The organism is Streptomyces sp. NPDC001599 (assembly GCF_042893535.1).
Classification (GTDB): Bacteria; Actinomycetota; Actinomycetes; order Streptomycetales; family Streptomycetaceae; genus Streptomyces.
Window position 1 is genome coordinate 1 of the sequence record NZ_JBIAVA010000015.1, and the last position, 26928, is coordinate 26928.

Genomic DNA, 26928 nt, shown 5'->3' on the forward strand with positions numbered 1-26928 from the left:
TTTGTACTCACCCTCTCGGGCTTTCCTCCGGGCGCTTCCCTTCGGTCTTGCGTTTCCGACTCTATCAGATCTTTCCGATCCGATTTCCTCGGTGCCTTCCAGGTTCCCGCTTTCGCGTTTTCCTTTCCGGCGGTTCCGACTCTATCAGATCCTTTCGGGCTCTGATTCCCCGTCAGAGGGGGCTGTCGTCCCGGCTGTTGGGCCGTTCCGACGTCTCAAACCTTAGCGGACCCTCTCGGCGATTCCCAATCGGGGTCGATCAGGCCGACGAGTGCCCAGCGGAATTGAATTCGGGCGCGCCGAAGTCATTCCCACTTGGGGATCGTGCTGGTGGTTTGATTGCCGCTGCTGCGGCGGGAGGTGCTGCCGCAGAACCGTTACGGTCCCGTGGCAACCCGAAGAACCTTACGGATCCCGTAGGGGTCTGTCAAGCGTCGCTGTCAAGATCTTTAATCGAGGTCGCTGAGCCGGCCACCGGCGTCGGGCTGTGCGTGCTCCACCCTGCGCAGGAGGCGGGTCAGCACCTCGCCGAGCGCCGTGCGGTCGTCGGCGGAGAGGTCCTGGAGCAGGTCCTCCTCGAAGACCGTGGCGAGGCGCATGGCCGCCAGCCACTTCTCGCGCCCTTCCGCGGTGATCGCGACGATCACGCGCACCCGGTTGGTCTCGTCGCGCTCCCGGGTGACCAGGCCCTCCGTCACCATGCGGTCGATGCGGTGGGTCATCGCGGCCGGAGTGAGGCCGAGGCGCTTGGCGAGGTCGCCGGGGCCGAGGCGGTAGGGGGCACCGGAGAGGACGAGGGCCTTCAGCACCTCCCAGTCCGTGTTGCCGATGCCCAGCTCGGCGGTCTGGCGGCCGTACGCGACGTTCATACGGCGGTTGAGGCGGGAGAGCGCCGAGACGATCTTCTCGACCTGCGGGTCGAGGTCCTGGAACTCGCGCTGGTAGGCGGCGATCTGCTCTTCGAGTGTCGGCTCGCCGGCGCCGGAGGTGTCGCCCATGGCCGCAGTATGGCACGCGGCTCCTTTGCCTTGAAGTCCTTCGGTATGTACTCTTTACCTTCGAACTTTAGCTTCTAAGTCTTCAGCTCTAACGGCTGGAGCGAACGATCCGAGAGATCAAGAGAGGGTGAACGTGACCAGGGCAATGGGCGCGGCGATGCGCCGGATCCACGTGGGCAACGCACTCAGCGCGTTCGGACTCGGCTTCACGGTCCCCTACCTGTACGTCTATGTGGCGCAGGTACGGGGACTGGGTTCTGTCACGGCGGGCCTCGTGCTCGCCGTCTTCGCCGTGGCCGCGCTGATCGTGCTGCCGTTCGCCGGGCGGGCCATCGTCCGGCGGGGTCCGCTGCCGGTGCTGCTGGTCGCCCTGGTCACCGCCGCGCTCGGCGCGCTGAGCCTCGGGCTGTCGGCCTCGGCCGGCACGGTGCTGCTGTCCGCCGCGGCGCTGGGAGCCGGGCAGGCCGTGATGCAGCCCGCGCTGGCGACGATGATCGTGGACTGCTCGACCACGGAGACCCGGTCGCGCGCGTTCGCGATGCAGTTCTTCCTGCAGAACCTGGGGCTCGGCGTCGGCGGGCTCATCGGCGGTCACCTGGTCGACACCACGAGCGCGTCGTCCTTCACGCTGCTGTTCGCCATCGAGGCGGCGATGTTCCTGGTGCTGGTGGCCGTCATGGCGACGGTGCGGTCGCCGCGGGCACCGCGGATCGAGGGGGCGCCGGGACAGACCGGCGGCGGAAGCTGGAAGCAGCTCCTCGGCAACCGGGCCATGGTGCAGCTGTGCGTCCTGGGCTTCGTGCTGTTCTTCGCCTGCTACGGGCAGTTCGAGTCGGGGCTGAGCGCCTACGGTGTCGAGGCGGCCGGGATCTCCACGTCCGCGCTGGGGACCGCGCTGGCGGCGAACACGCTGATGATCGTGATCGCGCAGTTCGCCGTGCTGAAGTTCGTCGAGCGGCGCAAGCGGTCCCGGGTGATCGCGTCCGTGGGGCTGATCTGGGCCGTGGCGTGGGCCGTGGCCGGGTACGCCGGGCTGGGGCACGGCAGCCAGACGATGGCCACGGCCGCCTTCATCTCGACGTACGCGCTGTTCGGGCTGGGTGAGGCGATGCTGTCGCCGACGCTGGCGCCGCTGGTGGCGGACCTGGCGCCGACCGGTCTCGCCGGGCAGTACAACTCCGCCTTCGCCCTGGTGAAGCAGCTCGCGCTGGCGATCGGTCCGGCGGTCGGCGGGCCGCTCGGGGCCTCGCTGCACGCGCCGTACATCGTGGCGTTCCTGTTGTTCTCGCTGGGCATCACGGTGCTGGCGGTGCGGCTGGGGCGGCAGCTCACCGACGTACAGAACCAGCCGTCGCTCGCCAGGAGCCGGGTGGTCACGCAGGGCGGGGCGCCGGCCGACGCCGTGGTGGTCGCGGAGGCGTGAGCCGGCCGGGCGGATCGCGGCGGGGCCGGGGGCCTCGCCCGCACCGCCGTCGGCTCAGGGCTTTTGCAGGACGAACTCGCACCAGACCGCCTTGCCGCCGCCCGGGGTCCGCCTGGACCCCCAGTTGGAGGCGATCGTCGCGACGATCGCGATGCCCCGGCCGGACTCGTCCCCGGGCTCCGCGCGGCGGCGTCGGGGCAGGTGGTCGTCGCCGTCGGTCACCTCGATGATCAGGCGGCGGTCGGTACGGCGCAGCCGCAGCCGCATCGGCGGGGTGCCGTGCTGGAGGGAGTTGGCGACCAGTTCGCTGGTGGCCAGGACGCCGAGGTCGTGCAGCTCGGTGGGGAAGCGCCAGCTGGTGAGGACGCCGGAGGCGAAGGCACGCGCGCGTGGGGCCGCTTCCACGCCGCCGAGCAGCTCCAGGGCGGCGTTGCGGAACAGCTCGGCCTCGGCGCCCTTGCGGGCGGGGTGCTGGAGGACCAGGACGGCGACGTCGTCGTCGTGGTCCGGGGTGACGCCCGCCGAGCGGACCAGCCGGTCGCAGACCACCTGGGGCGTGCCGGTGGCGCCGGACAGGGCGCGCTCCAGGGCGGCGATGCCCTCGTCGAGGTCCTCGTCGCGGCGTTCGACCAGGCCGTCGGTGTAGAGGACGGCCGTGGAGCCGGGGGGCAGGGCGATCGAGCCGGACGCGTGGATCCAGCCGCCGGTGCCGAGCGGCGGGCCGGTGGGTTCGTCGGCGCGCTGGACGGTGCCGTCCTCGTCGCGGACCAGGATGGGCAGGTGGCCGGCGGACGCGTAGACCAGCCGGCCCTCGTTCGGATCGTGGATGGCGTAGACGCAGGTGGCGATCTGGTTGGCGTCGATTTCGGCGGCGAGGCCGTCGAGGAGCTGGAGCACCTCGTGCGGGGGCAGGTCGAGGCGGGCGTAGGCCCTCACCGCCGTACGGAGCTGGCCCATGACGGCCGCCGCGCGGACGCCCCGGCCCATGACGTCGCCGATGACCAGGGCGGTGCGGCCGCCGCCGAGGGTGATCACGTCGTACCAGTCGCCGCCGACCGCGGCCTCGGTGCCGCCGGGGTGGTAGGTGGCGGCGACGCGCAGGTCGTCGGGCTCCTCCAGCTCCTGCGGGAGGAGGGAGCGCTGGAGGGTGACGGCGGTCTCGCGCTGGCTGCGTTCGCTCGCGCGCAGGCGGCCGGCGGCTTCGGCGTGGTCGGTGACGTCGGTCGCGAAGACGAGTACTCCGCGGCCGTCGCCGTTGTGCCCCGCAGTGACCGGGGTGCACGTGAAGGTGTACGAGCGGCCGTCCGGGGCCTTGCGGGACTTGAGGGTGCGGGGCCTGCCGCTGCGCTGGACCTGGTCCAGGAGGGGGAAGAGGCCCGGTTCGTCCATCTCGGGGAGTGCCTCGCGGGCGCGGGCGCCGAGGTCGCGGATGCCGAAGGCGGCGACGTAGGCGTCGTTGACGTAGGCGAGGCGGTGTTCGGGGCCGTGCAGGAGGGCGACGAGGGCCGGGACGCGGCCGAGGACGTCGCGGACGGGCAGTTCGTCGACGCCGGGGATGTCGGCGGCGAGCGGGGCCTCGTCGGTCAGCTGTTCGGCGCGGGCGGCGGGTACGGAGCCGTCCGCCCGCCGGTCCGGAGAGAGGGCCGTGTCGGTCCGCGCGGCGGCGCGGCGCTGTGTTCCGGGGAGTCGGGCGCTCCAGCGCGTGAAGTTCACGAATCCTTGCCTCGTGTAGTTGTCGGCGGCCGGGAACCGGGGCGGGCCGGGGCGGCCCGGGCCCCGGGGGCCGCGCTGGGGCGAGCGGCGGCGCGCCCGCGGTGGTGGACCAGTCTGGCAGGGTGCCCGCCTGGCCGACATCCGTCAGACGCCCCAGTGGCCGGGGGAGTTCCTGAGTCAGGTCAGGACGACCCCTTCGGGTTGTGCGGGGGCTCCTGAGAAGGCTTTCCACCGGCCGCGAGTTCGAACTCCGCCCGCGGATGTTCGAGTGAGCCCAGGGAGACGATCTCCCGTTTGAAGAGCCCGGCGATCACCCATTCGGCCAGTACGCGCGCCTTGCGGTTGACGGTGGGGACGCGGCTGAGGTGGTAGGCGCGGTGCATGAACCACGCGGGGTAGCCCTTGAGCTTGCGACCGTAGACGTGTGCGACGCCCTTGTGGAAGCCGAGGGAGGCGACGGAGCCCGCGTACCGGTGCGCGTACGTGTCGAGGGGCTCGCCGCGCAGGGCGTGGGTGACGTTGTCGCCGAGGACCTTCGCCTGGCGGACGGCGTGCTGGGCGTTGGGGGCGCATTCCCGGCCGGGTTCGGGCGCGGTGACGTCGGGGACGGCGGCGGCGTCACCGGCCGCCCACGCGTGCGGGGCGCCGTCGACCGACAGGTGGGCGGTGCAGGCGAGTCGGCCGCGGTCGTCGAGGGGCAGGTCGGTGGATGCCAGGACCGGGTGCGGTTTGACGCCGGCCGTCCAGACGACCGTGCGGGTGGGGAAGCGGGAGCCGTCGCTGAGGACGGCGACGCGGTCGGCACAGGACTCGAGGCGGGTGTCCAGGCGTACGTCGATGTTGCGGCGGCGCAGTTCGGTGACCGTGTAGCGGCCCAGTTCCTCGCCGACCTCGGGCAGGATGCGGCCCGACGCCTCGACGAGGATCCACTTCATGTCCTCGGGGGTGACGTTGTGGTAGTACCGCGCGGCGTAGCGGGCCATGTCCTCCAGCTCGCCGAGGGCCTCCACGCCCGCGTAGCCGCCGCCGACGAAGACGAAGGTGAGGGCGGCGTCGCGGATGGCGGGGTCGCGGGTGGAGGAGGCGATGTCCATCTGTTCGAGGACGTGGTTGCGCAGGCCGATGGCCTCCTCGACGGTCTTGAAACCGACGCCGTGGTCGGCGAGTCCGGGCACGGGCAGGGTGCGCGAGACGGAGCCGGGGGCGAGGACGAGTTCGTCGTACGTCAGCCGGCGCGCGCCCGCCTTCTCCTCGTCGGTGGCGAGGGTGGTGATGGTGGCGGTGCGGGTCGTGTGGTCGATGGACCGGGCCTCGCCGACGACGACGTCGCACTGGCCGAGGACACGGCGCAGGGGCACGACGACGTGCCGGGGGGAGATGGACCCGGCCGCCGCCTCGGGGAGGAACGGCTGATAGGTCATGTAGGCGTCGGGGGTGACGACCGTGATCTCGGCCTCGCCCCGCCGCAGTTCGCCCTTGAGATTCCGTTGCAGCCGCAGGGCCGTGTACATCCCGACGTAGCCACCGCCGACAACGAGAATGCGCGCACGTTCCTTCACCATCCCATGACGCACCCGGCGCTTGCGTTTGTCCACAGGCTCGTCAATTTGTGTGACCGGAGATCGTCGAGGCGCCCAGCCGCCGGAATCCACGTCACGCGGCATGATCACGCAGGTCAGCGTGGGTGCGTGCGGTCCCGGAGGGCGGCACATGCGGGGCAGGTGCGATCCGTGCTCCGATCGGGGGGCGCTCCGTGCGGAACGTGCCCCTTCTGAATTGACCCCCGCTCAACTATGTTCTTTCCCACGGTGTGTAGGGGGATGTGCTCATGGGGTCCGCGACGGGCGGGCCGCGCAGCCGAGCCCGTTCCACGCACTCCGGCTTTCGATGGCGGGGAGTGTCTCCGGGGGGAGACGTCATTACCGGGGGATTGTCTATGCATGTTCAGGATTCTCATTGGTCGTCCACGTCGGCCGTCGCGCCCGGCGGTGCGATGAGTACGGCGGCGGGCGGCGCACGCGGAGACGCGGCGCGGAGCGCGCCCCTGCGCGTGGACGCCCAGCGCAATCTGGAGCACGTGCTGCGCGCGGCGCGGGAGGTGTTCGGCGAGCTGGGATACGGCGCGCCGATGGAGGACGTGGCGCGGCGCGCGCGGGTCGGTGTCGGCACGGTGTACCGGCGTTTCCCGAGCAAGGACGTGCTGGTGCGCCGGATAGCCGAGGAAGAGACGGCACGGCTGACCGACCAGGCCCGTACGGCGCTCGGGCAGGAGGACGAGCCGTGGTCGGCGCTGTCCCGCTTCCTGCGGACGTCGGTTGCCTCGGGCGCCGGTCGGCTGCTGCCGCCGCAGGTGCTGCGGGTCGGGGTGTCGGACGACGCCGACACCGACGGTGGCGTGGGCGGTTCCGGTGGTGCGGCCGCCGGTGACCCGCGGGTGCCGCAGCAGCGGATACAGCCGGGCACCGGCGAGCTGCGGCTGGTGCCCGAGGGATCCGCCGCGGCCAGGGCGTCGGCCGCCGCCGGAGGTTCCGTCGCGGACGCCGCGGGCCCCGTCGCCACCTCCGCCACGGGTCCGGCGGCAGGCTCTGCCGCCGTTTCCGTCGCGGGTTCCGTGGTCGGCGACGACGGTGCAGCGGCGCTGCTGGAGGTCGTGGGCCGGCTCGTGGAGCGGGCGCGGACGGCGGGTGAGCTGCGGCCGGACGTGTCGGTGTCGGACGTACTGCTGGTCATAGCCACGGCGGCGCCCTCGCTGCCGGACCCGGCCCAGCAGGCGGCGGCCTCGGCCCGGCTGCTGGACATCCTGCTGGAGGGGCTGCGGTCGCGGCCGGCGTGAGACGCGGCGGCGCCGTCGGGGGCCCGTATCTCCTTCCCCGAACGGCTGAGCGTTATTACCGCGGCACGTGAAGTCCGCACAGACGAGTGACGGTCGGCACAGGGGGGTCCTGAACAAAAGCCAATATGGCACGCTGACCCGGTGTTCGGACTGGCTGGGCAGGTTGGCGGGGGCTTTCCGCGATGAGCGTTGACGGGCGGGACGGGTCACTCGGTGACGGCGAGAGCGGTCCCGGAGACGTCGAGACCGGCGAGAGCCGGGGCGGCGGCACCGGGGACGATGACGCCCGGGCGGGAGACTCGCCGCAGGTGCCGGGCCAGGGCGGTCGGCCCCACGCCGGGCGGGACGCCGCTCCCGTGGAGGACGGCGGCGCCCGGGACGGCGGCCGCGAGGGTCCTGCCGAGGACGAGCGCCCTGCGGGGACCGGTGTTCCCGCCCAGCGCGAACTGCACGAGGACAGCGTCCTGCCACCGCCGCGCGAGCTGTACGACGACGGCATCCTGCCGCCGCCGCGCGCGCTTCCGGCGTCCGACGCCGAGCTGATCGGGCGGATGCGCTCGGGCGACGACTCGGCCTACGAGGAGCTGTACCGGCGCCACGCGGACGCGGTACGCCGGTATGCGCGCACCTGCTGCCGCGACGCCCACACCGCGGACGACCTCACCGCCGAGGTGTTCGCCCGCATGCTCCAGGCGGTGCGCGGCGGTTCGGGACCCGAGCACGCCGTGCGCGCCTACCTGCTCACCGCGGTCCGGCGCGTCGCCGCCGGCTGGACCCGGTCGGCCGGGCGGGAGCAACTCGTCGAGGACTTCGCGGTGTTCGCCGCGCAGGCCGCGCACACCGCGAAGGTGCCGGACGACGACACCCTGGAGCTGGGCGCCGACGTCCGCGCCATGCACGAGGCCGAGCAGTCGATGGCCATGCGGGCGTTCCGGTCGCTGCCGGAGCGGTGGCAGGCCGTGCTGTGGCACACCGAGGTGGAGGACGAGTCGCCGAGCGAGGTGGCCATGCTCTTCGGGCTGGACGCCAACGGCACCCGTGTCCTGGCCAGCCGCGCCCGCGAGGGGCTCAAGCAGGCCTACCTCCAGGCCCATGTCAGCGATGCCCTCGCCACCGACGAGGAGTGCGCCCGCTACGCCGACCAGCTCGGCACGTACGCGCGCGGCAGGCTGCGCATCAGGGCCGAACGCGGGCTGCGCAAGCACCTGGAGGAGTGCGCGAGGTGCCGGCTGGCCGCGACCCAGATCAAGGAGGTCGCGAGCGGCATTCCCGCCGTGGTGCCCGTCGCGGTCATCGGCTGGTTCGGTGCCGCCGGGTACGCCAAGGTGGCGGGGCTCATCGCCGGGGGCGCGGGCGCGGCGGGAGCCGCGGGCGCGGCGGCCGCGGCGAGCGGCGGCGCGTCCGGCGGAGCGGCGGGCGCCGGGGCCGGTGCGGCGGCCTCCGAGGGGCTGGGCGCGCCGGTGAAGGCAGGCATCGCGGCCGGTGTGGTCGCGGTGGCCGCGGCGGCGGCGCTGGCCCTGGCCCTGATCGGCGACGACGCCCCGGCCAAGGAGCCGCCGAAGGCCGCCCCGCCCGCCTCCTCACCGGTGGCGCAGCCCGCCCCGGACACCCCCACGCCCTCGCCCCGACCGCCCCGCCCACCCGAACCGGTGGCGGCCCCCAAGCCGACCCCCACGCCCACCCCGCCCCCCAAGCCCACCCCGAAACCGAAACCGACCCCCACCCCCACCCCGACTCCCCCGCCGAAGCCGACCCCCACCCCGACACCACCCCCTCCCCCTCCGCCCCCACCGCCGCCCGCCCCGACCGTCTACCGGTGGAGCGAGCTGGCGTACGACGTGAGCGGCGACGGCACCGGCCCCGAGATGCGGCTGGCCGGAAGCAGCTGGGTGTGGCAGCGCTCCGCCCTGTCGGTCGACGACGTGTCGTACGCACACGGCGTCACCGTCAACGGACGCTCCTCGGTGACCATCGACCTCAACCGCGAGTGCTCGTCCTACGACGCGCTGGCCGGCGTCGACGACCTGACGATGAAGCTGGGCAAGGTCCACTTCTCGGTGTACGCGGACGACGTCCGGCTGTGGAACTCGGGGATGGTCAAGGGCGGGGACCCCGCGGTACCGGTCCATGTGGACCTCACGGGACGCGAGACGCTGCGGCTGGTGACCGAGCCGCACAGCCCCTTCGACTCGCTGGCGCTCGCGGACTGGGCCCAGTCCCGCTTCACCTGCGCGTAGGAGCCTGCGGAACCGGCCGCCGCACCGCCGTCTCCAGCTCGCCGACGACGTCCCGGGGCGTGAGCCCGGCGCCCGCGGCCACTTCGGCGGCGTACCGCTCTGAGCCGAGGACACCGCGGGCGGCGGCCTCGGCCCGCTCGGCGTGCGCCCGGTCCGGCATGGGGCGCGGGCGGTCGCCGCGCCAGTGTCCGGCCGCGCCGAGCAGCCGCACCGCACGGGCCTGGTCGCCGAGGTCGCTCAGCAGCCCGGCCGCGCTGTCCACGAGGGTCGCGAGGACCAGCTCGGCGCAGCGTTCCTCGACGGCCGCCCGCAGAGCGTCCGCCAGCAGCGGCAAGGCGGCGCCCGGGCCCGACTCGCCCGCCGTCACGAGCGCGTCCACCAGCCCCAGCATCGCGAGGAACTGCGGCGGCGGCGTACCGCGCAGGCACTCCTCGCGGGCCGCCTCCCACAGGACGCGGGCCCGCGCGAACTCCTCGTCCACCACCGCGAGCCCGGCCCGCAGCATCAGCACGAAGGCCTTGGAGTCCACCACGCCGTACCGGTCGGCCGCGGCACCGGCCTCGTCGAGTACGCCCAGCGCCGTGCCGTGGTCCCCCTCGCGGTAGGCGATCTCGGCGAGCCGGGCGATGAGGAACGGCGCCTCCGCGAAGGCCCCCACCTCCTCGGCGAGCCGCAGCGCCTCCGCGTACTCGGCCCTGGCCTCCTCGTAGCGGCCGCGCACCATGGCGGCCTCGCCGAAGGCGCTGCACACCTGGGCCTCCACGAGGCGGTCGCCGACCCGGCGGCTGAGCACACGCATCTCCGCCAGGTCGGTGTCGATGCCCACCGGAGTGCCCGAGATGTCGACCACCGCATGCGTACGGAACATGAGGCTGGCGGCGATCTCCCACTCGCCCCCGTGGGCACGGCAGTTGGCGACGGAGGCGTCCATGGATCCCTGGACGTCGCCGGAGTCGCTGACGAAGAACTCGGTCAGCGGCCAGACGAGACCGGGCACCCGGGCCGCTTCGGGGCCGCCCGCCGCGAAGTGGTCCCGCACCCGCCGGACGTACCGCCGCATGCGCTCGTCCAGCAACCCCTCCCTGGGCGCGGTCTCGAAGGTGAGGAGGATGTGCATCATCCGCACCTGCATGCGCAAGGAGTGCAGTGGGTGCGTCGGGCGGTCCCCGCCCCCGGCGAGCAGCGCGCCGACGGGGTCGGCAACGGCGGTACGCCGGGCGAGCACGTCCGCCGCCGGCACCTGGTCACCCCCCGCGTCCAGGGCGGCTCCGAGGCGCAGCACCCGGTCCAGCCACCCGACCCCCTCGTGCCGGTAGTTGCGCAGCCACCAGAACCAGCCCATGGCGAGCGCGAGGGCGGCGGCCTCCGGCTCGTCGCCCGCGGTGAGGGAGCGGTCGAGGGCCGCACGGATGTTGTCGTGCTCGGTCTCCAGGCGGGAGATGTACGGCAGTTGCCCGGCCGAGCGCAGCAGCGGGTCGGCTTCCTCGGCCAGGGCGCGCGCCCACGCGCGGTGGGCGCGTTCGGCGGCGGCGCGCAGCCGGGGCGTCTCGGCGGCGCGTTCCTCGGCGTACTCGTGAATGGTCTCCAGCAGGCGATAGCGCATGCCGGCGCCGTCGGCGCCCGGGTCGGCGACGACGAGGGACTTGTCGACGAGGGCCCCGAGGAGGTCCGCGGCGGGCCCGGTGCCCACGGCCTCCGCGGCCGCCAGGTCCCAGCCGCCCGCGAAGACGGACAGTTCGCGCAGCAAGGTGCGTTCCGCCTCGTCGAGGAGGTCCCAGGACCAGTCGACGACTGCGCGCAGCGTCTGCTGGCGGGGCAGGACGGTACGGCTGCCCGAGGTGAGCAGGCGGAAGCGGTCGTCGAGCCGGTCGGCGATCTGGCGCGGGGTGAGCATCCGCAGCCGGGCGGCCGCCAGCTCGATGGCCAGCGGCAGTCCGTCGAGGCGCCGGCAGATCTCGGCGACCGCCTGCTCGTCACGCAGGACCGCGTCCGCGTCGGGACGCACGGCGCCGGCACGCGCGGTGAACAGGCGCTGCGCCTGCTCGGGGGTGAGCGGCTCGACCGGTCGCACCGACTCGCCGGGCACGCCCAGGGGTTCCCGGCTGGTGGCGAGGACGGTGAGGCCCGGACAGCGGGTCAGCAGGGTCTCGGCGAGCCGGGCGGCCGCACCGATGACGTGTTCGCAGTTGTCGAGGACCAGGAGTTGGCTGCGCGGGGCGCAGTACTCGACGAGCAGGGCGACGGGGTCGTCCTGCACGGCCGGCCGGTCGCCGGTCAGCAGCACGGTCTCGCGCAGCCCGAGGGCGTTGACGACCGCGCCGGGCACCGCGTCCGGCCGGTCGAGCGGAGCGAGCTCGACCAACCACGCCTGTTCGAGCCCGGCGGCGGCCTCCTCGGCGAGGCGGGTCTTCCCGGATCCGCCGGGCCCGGTGAGGGTGACGAGGCGGGCCCCCCGCAATTCGGAACGGAGGGCGTCGAGCTCCAGTTCCCGCCCCACGAAGGTGGTCAGCCGAGGCCTGATGTTGCCCTTGCGGCCGCCGGAGGAAGCCCGCTCGGGTGCCGGCCGCTGCGCGCCCCGGGCGCCGAGCAGTTCGGCGTGCAGGGCGCGCAGCCGGGGGCCGGGTTCGGTGCCGAGGCCGTCGGCGAGGGTGCGACGGGCGCTCTCGTAGGCGGCCAGGGCGTCGGCGTCGCGGCCGGCGGCGCGCAGGGCGGCGATGAGGAGGGCGTGCAGCGGTTCGTCGTACGGGTGCGCGGTGATCAGTTCGCGCAGCCGCGGTACGGCGTCGTGGGCGTCGCCGAGCCGCAGACCGGCCTCTATACGGGCACGGGTCGCCTCCAGGCGCAGGGCGTCGGGGCCGGCGGCGTGACCGGGGAGGTCGGCCAGGGCGGGGCCGCGCCAGAGGGCGAGCGCCTCGTCCAGGTGCCGGGCGGCGGTCGCCGGGTCGCCGTGGTCGAGGGCGGTGGTGCCTCGCCGTACGAGGCGCTCGAAGACGAACAGATCCACGTCGTCGCGGGTCGCCGCGAGCCGGTATCCGCCGGGAGCGGAGGCGACGGCCTCTTTGCCGACGGTACGGCGGAGGCGGCCGACCAGGGCCTGGAGGGCGGCGGGGGCGTCCTGCGGGGGGTCGTCGTCCTCCGCCCAGACCTCGTCGATCAGCGTGGTGGGGGTGACGACGTCGCCGGGGCGCAGGGCGAGGGCGGTGAGCAGCGCGCGTAGGCGGGGGCCGCCGGGGTTTGCGACGGTGCCGTGGTCCTCCGTCTGGGTGACGCCCAGGATTCTGTACCGCACGGAGTCATTGTCGCCGCACGGGTGGGGCGCGGGCACCCGGCGTGTTCTTGGGACGCGGGGTGGGTGGCCGGGGGTGGGTCACAAGGCCCGGCGCAGCACCGGGCGCCCGGCGTGGTTGCGGGCGCGAGGGTGACGCGGCCCGGCGTAGCGGGGTGCCTCCCCCAGTGCCTGAACGGCCTGGGAGGTACCCCCACCGCCCACCCGTGCCGCCCCAGCGGCACGACTGCCCGCAGCGGCGGCGGGGCGCGGCGACTGCCCGCAGCGCCGGCCGGGGGTGGCGGCGCGCAGCTACGGCCGCGGCGTGGCGGCGACCCGCACCTGCGGCGGCGTGACGGGACACGCGGGCTGGGTCGGGGAAAGCCGCGTACGGCGAGAAGCGGGACACGGAGCGTCGGCGGGGAAAGCCGCCTACGGCGAGGAACGGGACACGGAGCGTCGACGGGGAAAGCCCCCTACGGCGAGGAACGGAACGCGGAGCGTTGGCGGGGAAAGCCGCGTACGGCGAGGGGCGGGACACGGAGCGTCGACGGGGAAAGCCCCCTACGGCGAGAAGCGGGACACGGAGCGTCGGCGGGGAAAGCCGCGTACGGCGGTGAGGGGTCGTGTCGGGGGGTGTCCGCCCGCAGCGGTTGGCGCGTCAACGCCCCGCACCCCCGTAGCCGACCGATTCCGCGCCGTTCCGAGGACGGACACCCCCCGGCGCGGCCCCGACCCACCCACCGGACAAACGGCGCTACCCGCACCCCCACCACACCCGCACAGGCCGCCGCAGGCACCCGCCCCGTCAGACCCGCCGCACGACCGCCCCGGCCCCGCCCAGCGCCCCCCGCTGCGGCGCGATGCCCGCCGGTACCGCGCGTTGGCGGGCCGGGGTGCCGGTCCAGCAGGTGCCGCGGCGGGCCAGCAGGCGGCCGAGCCACAGCTCCAGCGAGACGAGGTCGGCCAGCCCGTCCAGCGGCAGTGGCTCACCCGCGGCCGCCGCCCGCACCGCCTTGCGCACGACCCGCGCCTCCACGAGCCCCGCCTCCGCCAGCAACGGCCGGTCGAAGAGCCCCAGCAGGGAATCCGCGGCGACCCGCAGCCCCGTCCGGGCCGTCGAGGCCGCCAGCGCCTGCGTGGGCGCCCCCCACCCGCTCGGCAACTCGCTCACCCCCGCCCCCTCCAGCACCGTCCGCAGAATCGCCGCCCGCGCCCCCGGCTGCACCCGCAGCGCCTCCGGCAGGGCCCGGCAGGCCCGCACGACCTGGTTGTCCAGGAACGGCGTGTGCAGCCGCTGGAAGCGAATCTCCGCGGCCTGCTCGAGCACCCGCACCTCCGCCGCCTGCCGAGCCAGCGCCGCCCGCGCCCGGAAGTCCCCCGGACGCTGCCCGGGACCCACCCCCGACCGCTGCGAGGACGTCTGGAGGCGAACCGATACTTCAGCCAGCGCCTCTCCGGTCAGCCACCGCGCCGCCGGCCCCGCCCCGGCCCAGGTCAGCGCGGCCAAAGAGGCGTCCATCGCCCCGTCACCCGGCGTGTCGAACCGTCTGCGGAGCAACCGCTCGGCGAGCACCTCGAGCCCGCTCCGGTACGGCGTGCGCGCCAGCCGCCGCGCCGCGCCGTACACGCGCGCGGGGACCAGGACCGACCCGTCGGCCTTGGCCAGTGCGGCGACCGGCCGGACCAGATGGCGCCGCTTGCGATCCATGAGCAGGTCGGCAAGGCGCGCCGGATGCGCGTCCAGCACCTGCCGCGCCCCGTACCCGGTGAAGTGGTCCGCGCTGCCCGCCGCCAGCCGCGCCCGGTGCCGCGCGGCGGCGACCAGGGACGAGCCCGGTTCGTCGGTCAGCGGCCCGTCCAGCGCGGCGTACGGCAGCATGTCCTCGCCGCCGGTGACCACCACGTGGTGCAGCCGCGGGTTGGCCGCGAGCGCCCCCGCCCGCGCCAGCTCGGACTCCTGCCCGCCGACGGCGAGGTCGTTGAAGGTGACGGCCAGCAGCCGCTCCCCCGCCCCGGTCCCGTGTCCGAGCACGGTCCCCGGCATCCCCGGCAGCCCGGCCGCCAGCAGCGCCAGCGTGCCCGAGGCCGGCCCGCCGGACAGATCTGCCCCGATCCCCGGCACCGGCATACCGCGCGCCGCCCGCCGCTCCGCGGGCCCCATGCCCGGGACGGGCCCGGGGTCGATGCCGTCCCCGGGGACGTGCCGCGGCGCCGCGAGCCGGGTGCGCACCGCGTCCACCAGGGCGTCCCGCACGCCGTCCACCGCACGGTCGGGGTCGGCCGAGGGCGCCGCGACGGCGAGCGAGGCCACCGGTTCGTACCCGGCGATCTCCCGCGCCCCGGCGCGCAGAATGAGCGCGTGCCCCGGCGGAACGCGCTTCACGCCGTCGTACGGCGTGGAGTCGTCCAGCGCGGCCGGCACGTCGGGCGTGGCGAGCAGCGCGGCGAGGTGGCCGAAGTCGAGGTTGGCCTCGACGAGGTCGGCGAGCGGCAGCGCGGCGGTCGCGTAGGCGGTGCCGCCCGCCCAGGGGGTGTGGAAGACCGGCCGCGCGCCCGCGAGGTCGCCGCAGACGGTGATCCGCCGCCCGACCTGGACGACGGCCGTGTAGCTGCCGGGCCAGGCCGTCAGGTGCCGAAGCGCGCCCCCGCGCGCGGCGAACAGCGCGACCCGCAACTGCTCGTCGCTCGCACCGCAGATGCCGAGCACGGCGATCCGGGTCTGCGCGTCGGCGGCGACGACGCGCACCTCGTCGGGCCGCCAGTCGCCGACCGCCCACAGCGGATCGGGGTCGCCCCACAACGGCTGGGCGCCCACGGGCTGCACGGTCTCACCGTCGTAGCCGGTGGCCCCGGCGGAGCCGCCCGCCCCGGCGATCCCCGCTGCTCCCACTCCCACGGCGGCGCTGCTCCACCCCACCAACCACCGCATCGACGCCTCCACAGGCTGGGGACAACCAGTGCACCGTACGAACTGGTTCCCCATGCTGCCATGAAGGGCGCGCCACAGAGCGTCGGCGGAGCCGCGTGTGCTCCGCGAGTGCGCCTCGCGGAGACTCACGCGAGAACGCCGGGACATCGCCGCGGGACCCTCAACTCCCGTTCTCCCACGGCGAAGACGACGCGAATGCGCCCCCGCAACGCGCCCTTTGGCTCCCCCACGCGCCCTCAACTCCCATGGTGAGGGCGGTTGTACCCCGAAATCACCAACGGTGATTTTCAGCCAAATCGGCGCCACGCGACCACACTCGAACACGCTCCGTACAAACTCTGCGCACCGCCCGTCAGCACACCGGCGGCGCGCAGTCCGGGGGACGGGACTCGCCCCCCGGACCGGTCCGCCGCCCGCGGGGATGTAGGCGGCGGCGTCCCCCAGCCCACTGGATCCAGTACAGCGGGCCGACCCACGCACCGCCCATGGAATCGCTCCCGCGGTGGCCGGAGAAGAGCGCACGCACGGGCGCACGGCCACACATCGGGAGCACGCGGCAACAGACCGTACATACACCGCACTTGAGTACGGACCACAATCCCGCCATCCGGAACAATGCCTCTTAACGCCTGGGATGCGGCGAACTACGCTGGGTTTACGAATGCCGCGTGGTTATGCCAGCGCGGCAGCCGTCTGTGTCGAGGGGTGGCGCATGTCCAGGGAGCAACGCGGGCCGAACGAAAAGCTCGGCGCCGTTCTCGCCCTCGCGGGAATCAGCAACGCAGGACTCGCCCGGCGCGTCAACGACCTCGGCGCCCAACGCGGGTTGACACTTCGCTACGACAAGACGTCGGTGGCGCGCTGGGTGTCGAAGGGCATGGTGCCCCAGGGCGCCGCGCCGCACCTCATCGCGGCGGCCATAGGCCAGAAGCTCGGCCGCCCGGTGCCGCTCCACGAGATCGGCCTGGCGGACGCGGATCCCGCCCCCGAGGTGGGCCTCGCCTTCCCGCGGGACGTCGGCCAGGCGGTCAGGTCCGCCACCGAGCTGTACCGTCTCGACCTCGCCGGCCGCCGCACCGGCGGCGGCATCTGGCAGTCGCTCGCCGGTTCGTTCGCGGTGAGCGCGTACGCGACGCCCGCCTCCCGATGGCTGATAACCCCGGCCGACAGCTCGGTGGCGCGCGAGGCGGGCCCCGCCGAGGGCTCCGGCGCACCGCTCAAAGTCGGCCACAGTGATGTGCAGAAGCTGCGCGAGGCCGCCGAGGACGCCCGGCGCTGGGACTCCAAGTACGGCGGCGGCGACTGGCGTTCCTCGATGGTCCCCGAGTGCTTACGCGTCGAGGCGGCCCCGCTCCTCCTCGGCTCCTACTCCGACGAGGTCGGCCGCGCCCTGTTCGGCGCCTCGGCCGAGCTGACCCGGCTGGCCGGCTGGATGGCCTTCGACACCGGCCAGCAGGAGGCGGCCCAGCGGTACTACATCCAGGCGCTGCGCCTGGCCCGCGCGGCGGCCGACGTCCCGCTCGGCGGCTACGTGCTGGCCTCCATGTCCCTCCAGGCGACCTACCGCGGCTTCGGCGACGAGGGCGTGGACCTCGCCCAGGCCGCCCTGGAGCGCAACCGCGGCCTGGCCACGGCCCGCACCATGAGCTTCTTCCGCCTGGTCGAGGCACGGGCCCACGCGCGCGCGGGCGACGCGGTGGCGGCCGGCGCCGCGCTGAAGGCCGCCGAGAGCTGGCTGGAGCGCGCCCGCCCGGGCGACAGCGATCCGACGTGGCTGGGTTTCTACTCCTACGACCGGTTCGCCGCCGACGCGGCCGAGTGCTACCGCGACCTGAAGGCACCACGCCAGGTCCGCCGCTTCACCGAGCAGGCGCTGTCGCAACCGACGGAGGAGTTCGTACGCTCGCACGGCCTCAGACTCGTCGTCTCGGCGGTGGCCGAGCTGGAGTCCGGCAATCTGGACGCGGCCTGCGAGCAGGGCGTGCGGGCGGTCGAGGTGGCCGGGCGCATCTCCTCGGCCCGTACCACCGAGTACGTGAAGGACCTCCTGCACCGCCTGGAGCCCTACGGCGACGAGCCGCGCGTGGTGGAACTGCGCGAGCGCGCCCGCCCGCTGCTGGTGACTCCGGCCTGATCGCCCGATCGACCGCCCCTCCCGGGTTTGAGGGCATTGTCAGTGGCGCAGTGCACTATCGAAGCGGGAGGTGGGCCGGGAAATGGAAGAAGTGCGGACCGGGCTCGTTCGGAGCACCGCGTACGACTGCGACGTGCTGGTGATCGGCGGCGGGATCGTCGGCCTGTCCACGGCGTACGCGATCACGCGCGCGGCGCCGGGCACCCGGGTCACGGTCCTGGAGAAGGAGCCGGGCCCCGCCCGCCACCAGACGGGCCGCAACAGCGGCGTCATCCACAGCGGTGTCTACTACCGCCCCGGCTCCCTCAAGGCGCGCTACGCGGTCCGTGGCGCCGCCGAGATGGTCAAGTTCTGCGCCGAGTACGGCATCGACCACGCCGTCACCGGCAAGCTGATCGTCGCCACCGACCGCGCCGAGCTCCCCCGCCTGCACGCCCTCGTGCAGCGCGGCCGGGAGAACGGCATACCGGTGCGCGAGCTGAGCGGCGCCCAGATCCAGGAGTACGAGCCCGAGGTGCGCGGCCTGGCCGCCATACACGTCGGCACCACCGGGATCTGCGACTACGGCGCCGTGGCCCGGCAGCTCGCGCACGCCTCCGGGGCGGAGATCCGCTACGGCGCCGAGGTGCACCGCGTCGACCGGCGCCCCGGCCTGGGCGTCGCCGTCCGCACCCGCACCGGGGACGTGCTCCGGGCCCGGGCCCTGGTCAACTGCGGCGGGCTGCACTGCGACGAGATCGCCCGGCTGACCGGCGATGACCCGGGCATGCGGATCGTCCCGTTCCGGGGCGAGTACTACGAGCTGGCGAGGCCGGAGCTGGTGCGGGGACTGGTGTATCCGGTGCCCGACCCGGCCTTCCCGTTCCTCGGCGTGCATCTGACCCGGGGGACCGACGGCGGCGTGCACGTCGGGCCGAACGCGGTACCGGCGCTGGCCCGGGAGGGATACGGCTGGGGCGTGGTGCGCCCCCGCGAGCTGGGCGCGACCCTGGCCTGGCCGGGTTCGTGGCGGATAGCCCGCCGGCACTGGAGGTACGGGGCGGGCGAGCTGCGCCGGTCACTGTCCAGGAGCGCCTTCACGGCGGCGGTCCGCAGGCTGCTGCCGGCGGTGCGGGAGGACGACCTGGTCGCGGCGCCCGCCGGGGTCCGGGCACAGGCGGTGCTCGCGGACGGCACGCTGGTGGACGACTTCCTGATCAAGGAGGGCGCCCACACGGTGCACGTCCTGAACGCGCCCTCGCCCGCGGCGACCGCGTCCCTGCCCATCGGCCGGGAGGTGGCCCGCAGAACGCTGGCGATGCTGGCGGACTAGGCCCCACCAGGCCACCGCCCCCCGGCGGACTGGCGGACTGGCTAGCCGCGCCCGGGCGCGCTGCTGCCCTCGTACGAGCCGAGGCCCTCGATCAGGGCGACGAGGGCCGGGTCCCCCGCGAAGCGCTCGGCGTGGATCTGCCGGATGCGGTCGCCGGTGGCCGGGTCCTCGTCGTCGGTCAGGTCGTGCGAGACCATGTGCCGCACCAGCGGCAGCCCGATCTCGTCGACCCGCCGGTGCAGCGGAGCGTGCATGTACGCCCGGTAGGCCTCGATGTCCTCGACGGCGAACATCGCGCCGTAGTCGAAGTCGCCGCCCACGTCGCGCCCGACCGTCCAGTACGCGACGGCATCGATCTCGCGCCCCATCCTGCGGAGCATCTCGAGAGCTTCCTCGACCTTGTCCCGGGGCGCGTCGGGTCGCATGGCAAGGCGGATCTGGTGGTGAATCACGGTGTCTCTCCCCACGGCTACGACTGTCGCCACAGCTGGCGCTTTACTGCATCGCTTACGTTATAGACTCTAACTACTCCGACAGGCACTCGCAACCACGTGCGCGGTCTAAAATCGACGCATTGTGTCTGACTCCCACCACACCTCCGATGCCGCACCCGCTTCCCTGCGGCACGTCCGCGCCAAGGGCGAGCCCCGCTTCCCCGACGGGCCGAAGGCCGATCCCGCCGGGTCGCACTTCGAGCGGCGGATCCGCAGCTTCCAGCCCCGGCGGAGCCGGGTGACCGCCGGGCAGGCGGACGCGCTGCAACGGCTGTGGCCCCTGTGGGGACTGGACATCGACGGCCAGCGGGTCGTCGACCTCGCCGAACTCTTCGGCAACACCCGGCCCGTCGTCCTGGAGGTCGGCTTCGGCATGGGCGAGGCCACCGCCCGAATGGCCGCCGCCGACCCGGACACCAACATCCTCGCCGCCGACGTCCACACCCCCGGCCAGGGCAACCTGCTCGGCCTCGCGGAGCGACAGGAGCTGTCCAACATCCGGGTGGCCAACGGCGACGCGATCATCCTGCTGCGCGAGATGCTCGCCCCCGACTCCCTCGCCGGACTGCGCGTCTACTTCCCCGACCCGTGGCCGAAGAAGCGGCACCACAAGCGCCGGCTGATCCAGCCGGAGTTCCTCACCCTGGCCGCGACCCGGCTCGCTCCGGGGGCCGTGGTGCACTGCGCCACCGACTGGGAGCCGTACGCCGAGCAGATGCTCGAGGTGCTGACCGCGCACCCCGACTTCGAGAACACCGCGCCCGGCGGCGGTTTCTCGCCACGCCCCGAGCACCGGCCGCTGACCCGTTTCGAGGGCCAGGGACTGGACAAGGGACATGTGGTGAACGACCTGCTCTTTCGTCGCGTACAGCACAAGGAGTCGCCCCCCACCGGTTAGGGTCCTGCCGTGGCCACCTGTCCCCCGTTTCCGACCCATGTGCACCGGCATACGCACTGGTGGCAGCGGACCTGGGTCCGTTACGGCGCGCTGATCACCCTGCTCGCGCTCTCCGGCCTGGTGATCCTGGCCCTGGTGCGCGAACAGACGGGCACGCAGGGGTTCCTGGTGGGGCTGGGCCTGGCGGTGCTGCCGGTGCCGCTGCTCATAGCCGCCTTCCGCTGGCTGGACCGGGTGGACCCCGGCCCGTGGCGGAACCTGCTCTTCTGCTTCGCCTGGGGGGCCTGCGCGGCGGCGCTGATAGCGATCGTCGCCAACAGCTTCGCGACCCGCTGGATAGCGACCGCGACCGCCGACCCGGCGAGCGCGGACACCCTGGGCGCCACGGTCATAGCGCCGGTCGTCGAGGAGTCCGCCAAGGCGGCCGCCGTCCTCCTGGTCTTCCTCTTCCGCCGACGGGACTTCACCGGCATCGTCGACGGCGTGGTCGTCGCCGGGGTCACCGCCACCGGCTTCGCCTTCACCGAGAACATCCTCTACCTGGGTACTGCCTTCGGCACCGACCAGCTCACCGGCGACCGCGGCATCGCCTCCGTCACCGCGGCGACCTTCTTCGTGCGGGTCGTGATGTCGCCGTTCGCGCACCCGCTGTTCACCGTGCTCACCGGCATCGGCTTCGGCGTCGCCGCGCTCTCGACGGGCCGGCACCGCCTGCGCCGGGCGCTGCTCCCGCTGGCCGGGCTGCTGCTCGCGATGGGCATGCACGCCCTGTGGAACGGCTCGGCCGCGTTCGGCGAGTACGGCTTCTTCGCCGTGTACGCGGCGTTCATGGTGCCGTCCTTCGGCCTGCTGACCTGGCTGGTGATCTGGACCCGGCAGCGCGAACTGGGCACCGTGCGGGCCGAGCTGCCCGCGTACGTCATGGCCGGCTGGCTCACGCCCGCGGAGCCGTACGCGCTCGGCTCGATGCGGGCCCGCCGCATCGCCCGGCAGTACGCCCGCCGGCACGCCGGGAAGGAAGGGGCGCGGGCGGTGGCGCGGTACGAGGCCTGCGCGACCTCGGTGGCGTTCCTGCGGCAGCGGGGCCGCCGGGGCAGGGCGGGCGCCGACTTCGCCGTCCGGGAGCGGGCGCTGCTGGACGCCCTGTGGCACCTGCGGAACCTCGCCCGTCCGGCGCTGGACCACGCCGCCCGTGCCACCGCCCCGCCGCCCGTGCCGGTGCCGGTGCCGGTGCCGGTGCCACCGTGGGCGTATCCGTACGGCGGGCCGCACGGCGCGTACGGACCCCGGACCGCACCCGCTCCCTACGCCCCGCACTACCCGTACGCGCCGCCGTACCACCCGTACGCCCCACCACCCGGCCCCCACCGGCCGTAGGTCCGCGGTACGAAGGCCGCCCGGTCAGGCGGACGCCCGGGTCAGCCTCCCGAGCTCGTCCTCCGTCAGGCTCAGCTCGGCCACGCCCAGCAGGGCCGGCAGCTGCTCCACCGTGCGCGCGGACGCGATCGGCGCCGCCACCGTCGGCCGGGCGGCCAGCCAGGCGAGCGCGACCGTGGCGACGGGGGCCTCGTGGGCCTCGGCGATCTCGTCCAGGGCGGCCAGCACCCGGCGGCCCCGCTCGGTCTCCAGGTGCTTGGCCGCACCGCCCGCCCGCGGGCTGTCCACCTCCGTGCCGGGCCGGTACTTCCCGGTGAGGAAGCCGGCCGCGAGGGCGTAGTACGGCACGGCGGCGAGACCCGCCCGCTCGGCGAGGTCGCGCAGTTCGCCCTCGTACGTGTCGCGGGAGACCAGGTTGTAGTGCGGCTGGAGGGCGACGTACCGGGCGAGGCCCTCGCGGTCGGAGAACTCCAGGGACGCCGCGAGCCGCTCGGCGGAGATGTTGGAGGCGGCGATGTGCCGCACCTTGCCGGCCTTCACCAGTTCGTCGAGCGCACCGACGATCTCCTCGACCGGCACCTCGGGCTTGTCGAAGTGGGTGTAGTACAGATCGATGTGGTCGGTGCCCAGGCGGCGCAGCGAGGCGTCGGCCGCGGCCTTGATGTTCGCGGCGGACAGGCCCGGGTACTCGGGGTGCTGGCTGACCTTGGTGGCGAGGACGACGTCGTCACGGTTGCCGCGGGCCGCGAACCACTGGCCGAGGACGGTCTCGGACTCGCCGCCGCTGTTGCCGTCGACCCAGGCGGAGTAGGAGTCGGCGGTGTCGACGAAGTTGCCGCCGGCCGCCGTGTAGGCGTCCAGGACGGCGAAGGACCGGTCCCGGTCGGCGGTCCAGCCGAAGACGTTGCCGCCGAGGGCCAGGGGGAAGACCTCGAGGTCGGAGGAGCCGAGCTTGCGCAGAGAAGTCATGTAGGGAGTCAACGACCGCGCCGGAGCGGACGATTCCGGCAGGCACGCAAAATCCCCGCAAACCAGCAACCGGCAAGCGGCAACCGGCAGCCCTGACGTCGGGGGGTCGCCGTCAGGACCGCCGGGGATCAGCGGGGCGCGTCGTGGGCGGGGCGGATCAGGGAGTGAGCCCCTTGCTCTGCAACCAGGCCATCGGGTCGATGCCGGTGCCGCCGTCGGTGTGGACCTCGAGGTGGAGATGGGCGCCGGTGACGTTGCCGGTGGCGCCGACGCGGCCGATGACGTCACCGGTGGTGACCTTCTGGCCGACGCTGACGTTGATGGAGGACTGGTGCGCGTACCAGAGCTCGGTGCCGTCGTCGAGGGTGAGCACCGTCTTGTAGCCGTACGACCCGTCCCAGCCGGCCGACGTGATGGTGCCGCTGTGCACCGCCTTGAGCAGCGTGCCCGTGGGGGCGGCGAAGTCGAGACCGGTGTGATGACCGGAGGCCCACAGGGAGCCGGCCTGGTTGAACGTGGAGGAGATCGTGTACGAGGAGGTCGGCAGCGTGTACTGCTTGGCCAGCTTCGCGAGCCGCTCGGCCTCGGCCTTCTTGGCGGCCTCCTCCTCAGCCTTCTTCTTGGCGGCGGCGGCCTTCTCCTCGGCCTCCTTCTCCGCCTTGGCGGCGGCGTCGGCGGCCTTCTTCTCGGCCGCGGCGGCGGCTTCGGCGGCGGCCTTGGTCTCGACCTGCGCCTGCTGCTGCTCGGCCTGCGCCATGATCCGGGCCCGCAGCGACTCACCGGCGCCGGTGGTGTCGGTGCCCGCCGCGCTGTCGGCGGCGACGGCCTGGGTGATGCCGCTGAGCGGGGTGGCGGAACCCTCGGGCTCCGCCTTCTCGTCGTCGCCGGGAAGGAGCGAACCGACGTTCGGCAGGTCCGGCATGGAGATGGACACCGGGGGCTTGCCGGTCTGCGCGCTGGCCATGCCGCCCGCTCCCACGGCGGCTATGACACCGACGCCGAGGACGGTGGAGCTGCGGGCCAGTCCGCCGCGCTGCTTGGCCACGCGGTGCCGGCCGCGTACGGGGCGGATGGATTCCGCGGTGGGATTCCACTCCTCCCAGGGACCCTCTTCGGCGCGGTAGCCGTCGTAGCCGAAGGTGTCGGTGCCGTGCCCACTGGGCGCGGACGGGGCCTCGGGGGCAGGCCGGTTGGACGCCACGTGGGCGTACTCCTTTCCTTCCTTTCGCCTACCGGGTTAGCTGACGGGTTCGGAGCAGGAAGGTCTCCTACGGGTGTCTGCCGACCGTGTCTCCACGACGGCATACGCCCGATTCACCCCAATGTGGTGGTTCCCCGGTTCCCTTGCGGGATTCGGCGCGTGCGCACGGAGCCGCCTTCTGTGACGGCTGGGACGACCGCGCTGCGTTATCGAACGTTAATAGACGCGAGGCTCCGATTCCAAGCGGTTCCCCTTGATCATTACCTGATACGGGCGGGACGTACGCCTCACGACCGGTGAAAACCGGGCGAGTTGACCCGGCCTCAGTATTCCTCTTCGCGCCACTTTCTTCTGACGGTGTATCAGTTGTTATGCGCAGGGGGGTCGCGCTGTCACGGCTCGTGACAATGATCATGATCGCCGGGCCGGGGACGCCGGACGGCGAGCAGCGCCATGTCGTCCGCCATGCCGCCACCGGAGTGCCGGCGCACGTCCTCGGCGAGGGTGTCGAGCAGGCTCGCCGGATGCGGGAAGACGCGGCCGGCCAGCCGCGCCTGCGGATCGTAGAACTCGCCCTTCGCGTCCCGGGCTTCGGTCAGCCCGTCGGTGTAGAGCAGCAGCGTGGCGCCGCCGGGGAAGGCGACCTCCTCCGCCCGGTCGGGCCACACGCCCAGCTCGCCCATGCCGAGCGGCAGCGCCGACTCGTGGGCGGGCAGCGGGCCGAGGGTTCCGTCGCCGTAGAGCAGCAGGGGCGGCGGATGGCCGCGGTTGACGATGCGGACCGTCCCGCCGCCGTGCGGGAGTTCGGCGAGCACGGCGGTGGTGAAGCCCTCGAAGGCGTCCAGTCCGTCGCGCCGGGTGCCCTCGCGCGCCAGCGCCCGCTCCAGGCGCTGCGCCACCGCCTCCAGCGTCGCCTCCTGCTCGGCGGCCTCCCGGAAGGCGCCGATCACGACGGCGACGGCGGCCACCGCACCCATGCCCTTGCCGCGCACGTCACCGACGATGAGCCGGACGCCGCGGGCGCTGTCCTGCACGGCGTACAGATCGCCGCCGATGAAGGCGTCGGCCTGCGCGGCCTCGTAGCAGACGGCGATCTCGAAGCCCGCGATCCGCTCGGTGGGTTCGGGCAGTACGGCACGCTGGGCGGCCTCGGCGATCTCGCGGACGGAGACGAGGCGCTCGCTGCTGCGGCGGACCATGCCGTTCACGAGGACGGCGAGCACGGCGACCGTCGCGATGGTGATCAGCTCGGTGAGGGAGTCGACGTAGTGGATGACGCCCTTGCCGAGTTGCAGCCCGATGACCACGGCGACCACGGCGACGCCGGTGAGCGCCGTGCCGCGCCGCGAGTAGAGCGGGGCGGCGATCAGGGGTGCGGCCGTGTAGAGGGGCCCGGCGGTGAAGTACCTCGGGGTGAAGATGTCGTACAGGATGGCGACGACGATCAGCAGCACGGGGAGCGCGTGCACGAAGGTCCGCCCGTACCCGGCCCGCCGCCGGGGTTGCGGTGGCCCGGAGGGCGACCCGGGCAGCGCCTCGTCGCCGAGCCCGAGCCCCGGGTCGGGCACGGGATCGCCGGGGAGCCGGCCACCGGCCCTGGCGGCCGCTCCCTCGTCGTCCACGTCACCTGGCCGCACCACTCGTCTCCCGCCGCCCCGTACGTCCGCGCCGCTCGCCGTCCCGGACTCCAGGGTTCCGGGGGCGGGGGCGGGCGGCGAGCGGTGAGCGGCCGACCGGATGACACGCGGCACCCGCGGAAACGCACCGAGGGCCGGAACCCTTTCGGATTCCGGCCCTCGGCCTTCAGTAGCGGGGACAGGATTTGAACCTGCGACCTCTGGGTTATGAGCCCAGCGAGCTACCGAGCTGCTCCACCCCGCGTCGTTGTGTTCACCACTGTACGTCATCCCGGGGGCGGAATGCACATCGGTATCTCCCGCCCCGCTCTCCCTACCCCTCCAGGTGGCGGTTGGGCGCCTTCGCCCGCTGCGCGTACTCGGCCAGTACGACGACGGCGGCGCCCGCGGCGGTGAGCACCCCGCTGCCGTCCGCCCCCGCCACGAAGGTGTCCGGCTCCCGCCAGGCCGTGACGACCCGGCGTACCCCCGCGTCGAGGATCAGCCGGGCGCAGGGCGCGGGCCGGGAGGCCCGGCGGGCACAGGGCTCAAGGCTGCTGTAGACGGTGGCGCCGGCGAGCCGCGAGTCCCCCGGGTCGACCTTGGCGAGCGCGGCCTCCTCGGCGTGCACGACCGGATCACCGCCCTCCCGCGAGTACCCCCGCGCCAGCTCGCTCCCGTCGGCGGCGACCACGACCGCCCCCACGCTGAACGCGGTGTCCGACGGCGGACACAGCTCGGCCAGCTCGCAGGCGAGCGCCAGCCAGCGCCGGTCGGCGGCGGCGACGCGGTCACCGGAGCCGGGTGCGGTCGGCAGGTACCGCATCAGCACGACGTCCTCGATCCGCCGCGTCTCGACCAGCCGCAGCCGCCCGCCCTGATAGGCACCGGGCCCGAACAGCCGGGGCGCGGCCGGGTCCCCGACCAGGAGCGGCGCGAGGACGAGCTGGAGCTCGTCGGCGAGTTCCTGCTGGAGCAACTGGGTGTGGACGGTCCCGCCCCCTTCGACCATGAGCCGCCGCACGCCCCGCCGGTCGTGCAGGTACTCCAACGCCGCCGGCCAGTCGAGGTCAGGCCCCAGAGACACCACGTCGGCACCGATCCCGAGCGCGCGGGCCCGCCGGGCACCGTCGTCCGTGGTCAGCAGCACCTTGTCCCCGCCCGTGTGCCAGAACCGCGCCGCCGGATCCAGCTCACCGCTGCCACTGACGGTGACCTTGAGCGGGTACTCCGCCCTCCCGTCCGCGACCCGGGCCGCCCGCCGCTCGGCCGAGTTCACCAGCAGCCGCGGATTGTCGGCCCGGATCGTCCCGGCCCCGACCAGGATCGCGTCGACCGACGCCCGCACCTCGTCCACCCGGTCGAAGTCGGCGGGGCTGGAGAGCAGGAGCCGTTCGGGGCCGGTGTCGTCCAGGTAGCCGTCGAGGGAGACGGCGGCGGAGAGGAGGACGTGGGGAAGCGGCATGGGCGGCACTCCGGGAGGCAGACGGGCGGCGGGGTCCGGCGGGCACACACTAGGCGCCGCC

Annotated in this window: 17 protein-coding genes, 1 tRNA gene and 1 riboswitch; of the genes, 7 read left to right on the plus strand and 11 right to left on the minus strand. The window is 73.9% G+C overall.

All coding sequences use genetic code 11. The annotated features are described in order from the left end of the window. Positions 1–449: 449 nt before the first annotated feature. Entirely contained in the window at positions 450–998 is a 549-nt protein-coding gene (locus tag ACFYZ3_RS30145) for a MarR family winged helix-turn-helix transcriptional regulator (protein WP_388524211.1), read from the minus strand. Between the two features lie 145 nt (positions 999–1143). On the opposite strand from ACFYZ3_RS30145, the gene ACFYZ3_RS30150 reads away from it, so the two are divergent. Then, positions 1144–2421 carry an MDR family MFS transporter gene (locus tag ACFYZ3_RS30150; RefSeq protein WP_388524604.1) on the plus strand — a complete coding sequence of 426 codons (1278 nt, stop codon included), beginning with the start codon at positions 1144–1146 and terminating at the stop codon, positions 2419–2421. A 54-nt stretch (positions 2422–2475) separates the two neighbouring features. Here ACFYZ3_RS30150 and ACFYZ3_RS30155 read toward each other — a convergent pair whose 3' ends face one another. Then, the gene (locus tag ACFYZ3_RS30155) at positions 2476–4134 is read right to left on the minus strand and encodes a SpoIIE family protein phosphatase (protein WP_388524214.1); all 1659 of its coding nucleotides are present in this window, start codon (positions 4132–4134) and stop codon (positions 2476–2478) included. Between the two features lie 182 nt (positions 4135–4316). Then, positions 4317–5696: an NAD(P)/FAD-dependent oxidoreductase gene (locus tag ACFYZ3_RS30160; protein ID WP_388524217.1), complete on the minus strand. Its 1380-nt coding sequence runs from the start codon at positions 5694–5696 to the stop codon at positions 4317–4319. Between the two features lie 374 nt (positions 5697–6070). Between ACFYZ3_RS30160 and ACFYZ3_RS30165 the strand changes: the two genes are divergently transcribed. Both ACFYZ3_RS30165 and ACFYZ3_RS30170 read left to right on the plus strand, forming a co-directional pair. Beyond that, positions 6071–6967, plus strand: a complete 897-nt coding sequence (locus tag ACFYZ3_RS30165; protein WP_388524220.1) for a TetR/AcrR family transcriptional regulator — start codon at positions 6071–6073, stop codon at positions 6965–6967. Between the two features lie 182 nt (positions 6968–7149). After that, positions 7150–9204, plus strand: a complete 2055-nt coding sequence (locus tag ACFYZ3_RS30170; protein ID WP_388524222.1) for a sigma-70 family RNA polymerase sigma factor — start codon at positions 7150–7152, stop codon at positions 9202–9204. Here ACFYZ3_RS30170 and ACFYZ3_RS30175 read toward each other — a convergent pair. Both ACFYZ3_RS30175 and ACFYZ3_RS30180 read right to left on the minus strand, forming a co-directional pair. After that, positions 9191–12493 carry a BTAD domain-containing putative transcriptional regulator gene (locus ACFYZ3_RS30175; RefSeq protein ID WP_388524225.1) on the minus strand — a complete coding sequence of 1101 codons (3303 nt, stop codon included), beginning with the start codon at positions 12491–12493 and terminating at the stop codon, positions 9191–9193. The two genes, ACFYZ3_RS30170 and ACFYZ3_RS30175, sit on opposite strands and share 14 nt — an antisense overlap. A 784-nt stretch (positions 12494–13277) precedes the next feature. Next, entirely contained in the window at positions 13278–15401 is a 2124-nt protein-coding gene (locus ACFYZ3_RS30180; RefSeq protein ID WP_388524228.1) for an asparagine synthase-related protein, read from the minus strand. A gap of 712 nt (positions 15402–16113) precedes the next feature. Between ACFYZ3_RS30180 and ACFYZ3_RS30185 the strand changes: the two genes are divergently transcribed. Then, positions 16114–17535, plus strand: coding sequence for an MFS transporter (locus ACFYZ3_RS30185; RefSeq protein ID WP_388524231.1), 1422 nt, complete (start codon positions 16114–16116; stop codon positions 17533–17535). An 82-nt stretch (positions 17536–17617) separates the two neighbouring features. Next, positions 17618–18847 carry an L-2-hydroxyglutarate oxidase gene (gene lhgO / locus ACFYZ3_RS30190; protein ID WP_388524234.1) on the plus strand — a complete coding sequence of 410 codons (1230 nt, stop codon included), beginning with the start codon at positions 17618–17620 and terminating at the stop codon, positions 18845–18847. 41 nt (positions 18848–18888) lie between these two features. Here lhgO and ACFYZ3_RS30195 read toward each other — a convergent pair whose 3' ends face one another. After that, a complete protein-coding gene (locus ACFYZ3_RS30195) occupies positions 18889–19299 on the minus strand; it encodes a Dabb family protein (RefSeq protein ID WP_356868230.1) in 411 nt (136 codons plus the stop codon). Positions 19300–19423: 124 nt separating this feature from the next. Here ACFYZ3_RS30195 and trmB point away from each other — a divergent pair, with 124 nt between their 5' ends. Then, on the plus strand, positions 19424–20239 hold the full coding sequence (gene trmB / locus ACFYZ3_RS30200) for a tRNA (guanosine(46)-N7)-methyltransferase TrmB (RefSeq protein WP_388524237.1): 816 nt from the start codon (positions 19424–19426) through the stop codon (positions 20237–20239). A 9-nt stretch (positions 20240–20248) separates the two neighbouring features. After that, positions 20249–21616: a PrsW family intramembrane metalloprotease gene (locus tag ACFYZ3_RS30205; protein ID WP_388524239.1), complete on the plus strand. Its 1368-nt coding sequence runs from the start codon at positions 20249–20251 to the stop codon at positions 21614–21616. 24 nt (positions 21617–21640) lie between these two features. On the opposite strand, the gene ACFYZ3_RS30210 is transcribed toward ACFYZ3_RS30205, so the two are convergent. From ACFYZ3_RS30210 to ACFYZ3_RS30230, 5 genes are all read right to left on the minus strand, one after another. Beyond that, the gene (locus tag ACFYZ3_RS30210) at positions 21641–22585 is read right to left on the minus strand and encodes an aldo/keto reductase (protein ID WP_361015356.1); all 945 of its coding nucleotides are present in this window, start codon (positions 22583–22585) and stop codon (positions 21641–21643) included. Positions 22586–22742: 157 nt separating this feature from the next. Further along, positions 22743–23786 carry a M23 family metallopeptidase gene (locus tag ACFYZ3_RS30215; RefSeq protein ID WP_388524242.1) on the minus strand — a complete coding sequence of 348 codons (1044 nt, stop codon included), beginning with the start codon at positions 23784–23786 and terminating at the stop codon, positions 22743–22745. Between the two features lie 11 nt (positions 23787–23797). Next, a riboswitch (cyclic di-AMP (ydaO/yuaA leader) is annotated at positions 23798–23954 on the minus strand. A 224-nt stretch (positions 23955–24178) separates the two neighbouring features. Then, entirely contained in the window at positions 24179–25408 is a 1230-nt protein-coding gene (locus ACFYZ3_RS30220) for a PP2C family protein-serine/threonine phosphatase (protein ID WP_388524245.1), read from the minus strand. Between the two features lie 185 nt (positions 25409–25593). Next, positions 25594–25667, minus strand: a tRNA-Met gene (locus ACFYZ3_RS30225). Positions 25668–25736: 69 nt separating this feature from the next. Beyond that, complete coding sequence (locus ACFYZ3_RS30230; RefSeq protein WP_388524248.1) at positions 25737–26867, minus strand: dihydrofolate reductase family protein; 1131 nt, start codon at positions 26865–26867, stop codon at positions 25737–25739. Between the last annotated feature and the right edge of the window lie 61 nt (positions 26868–26928).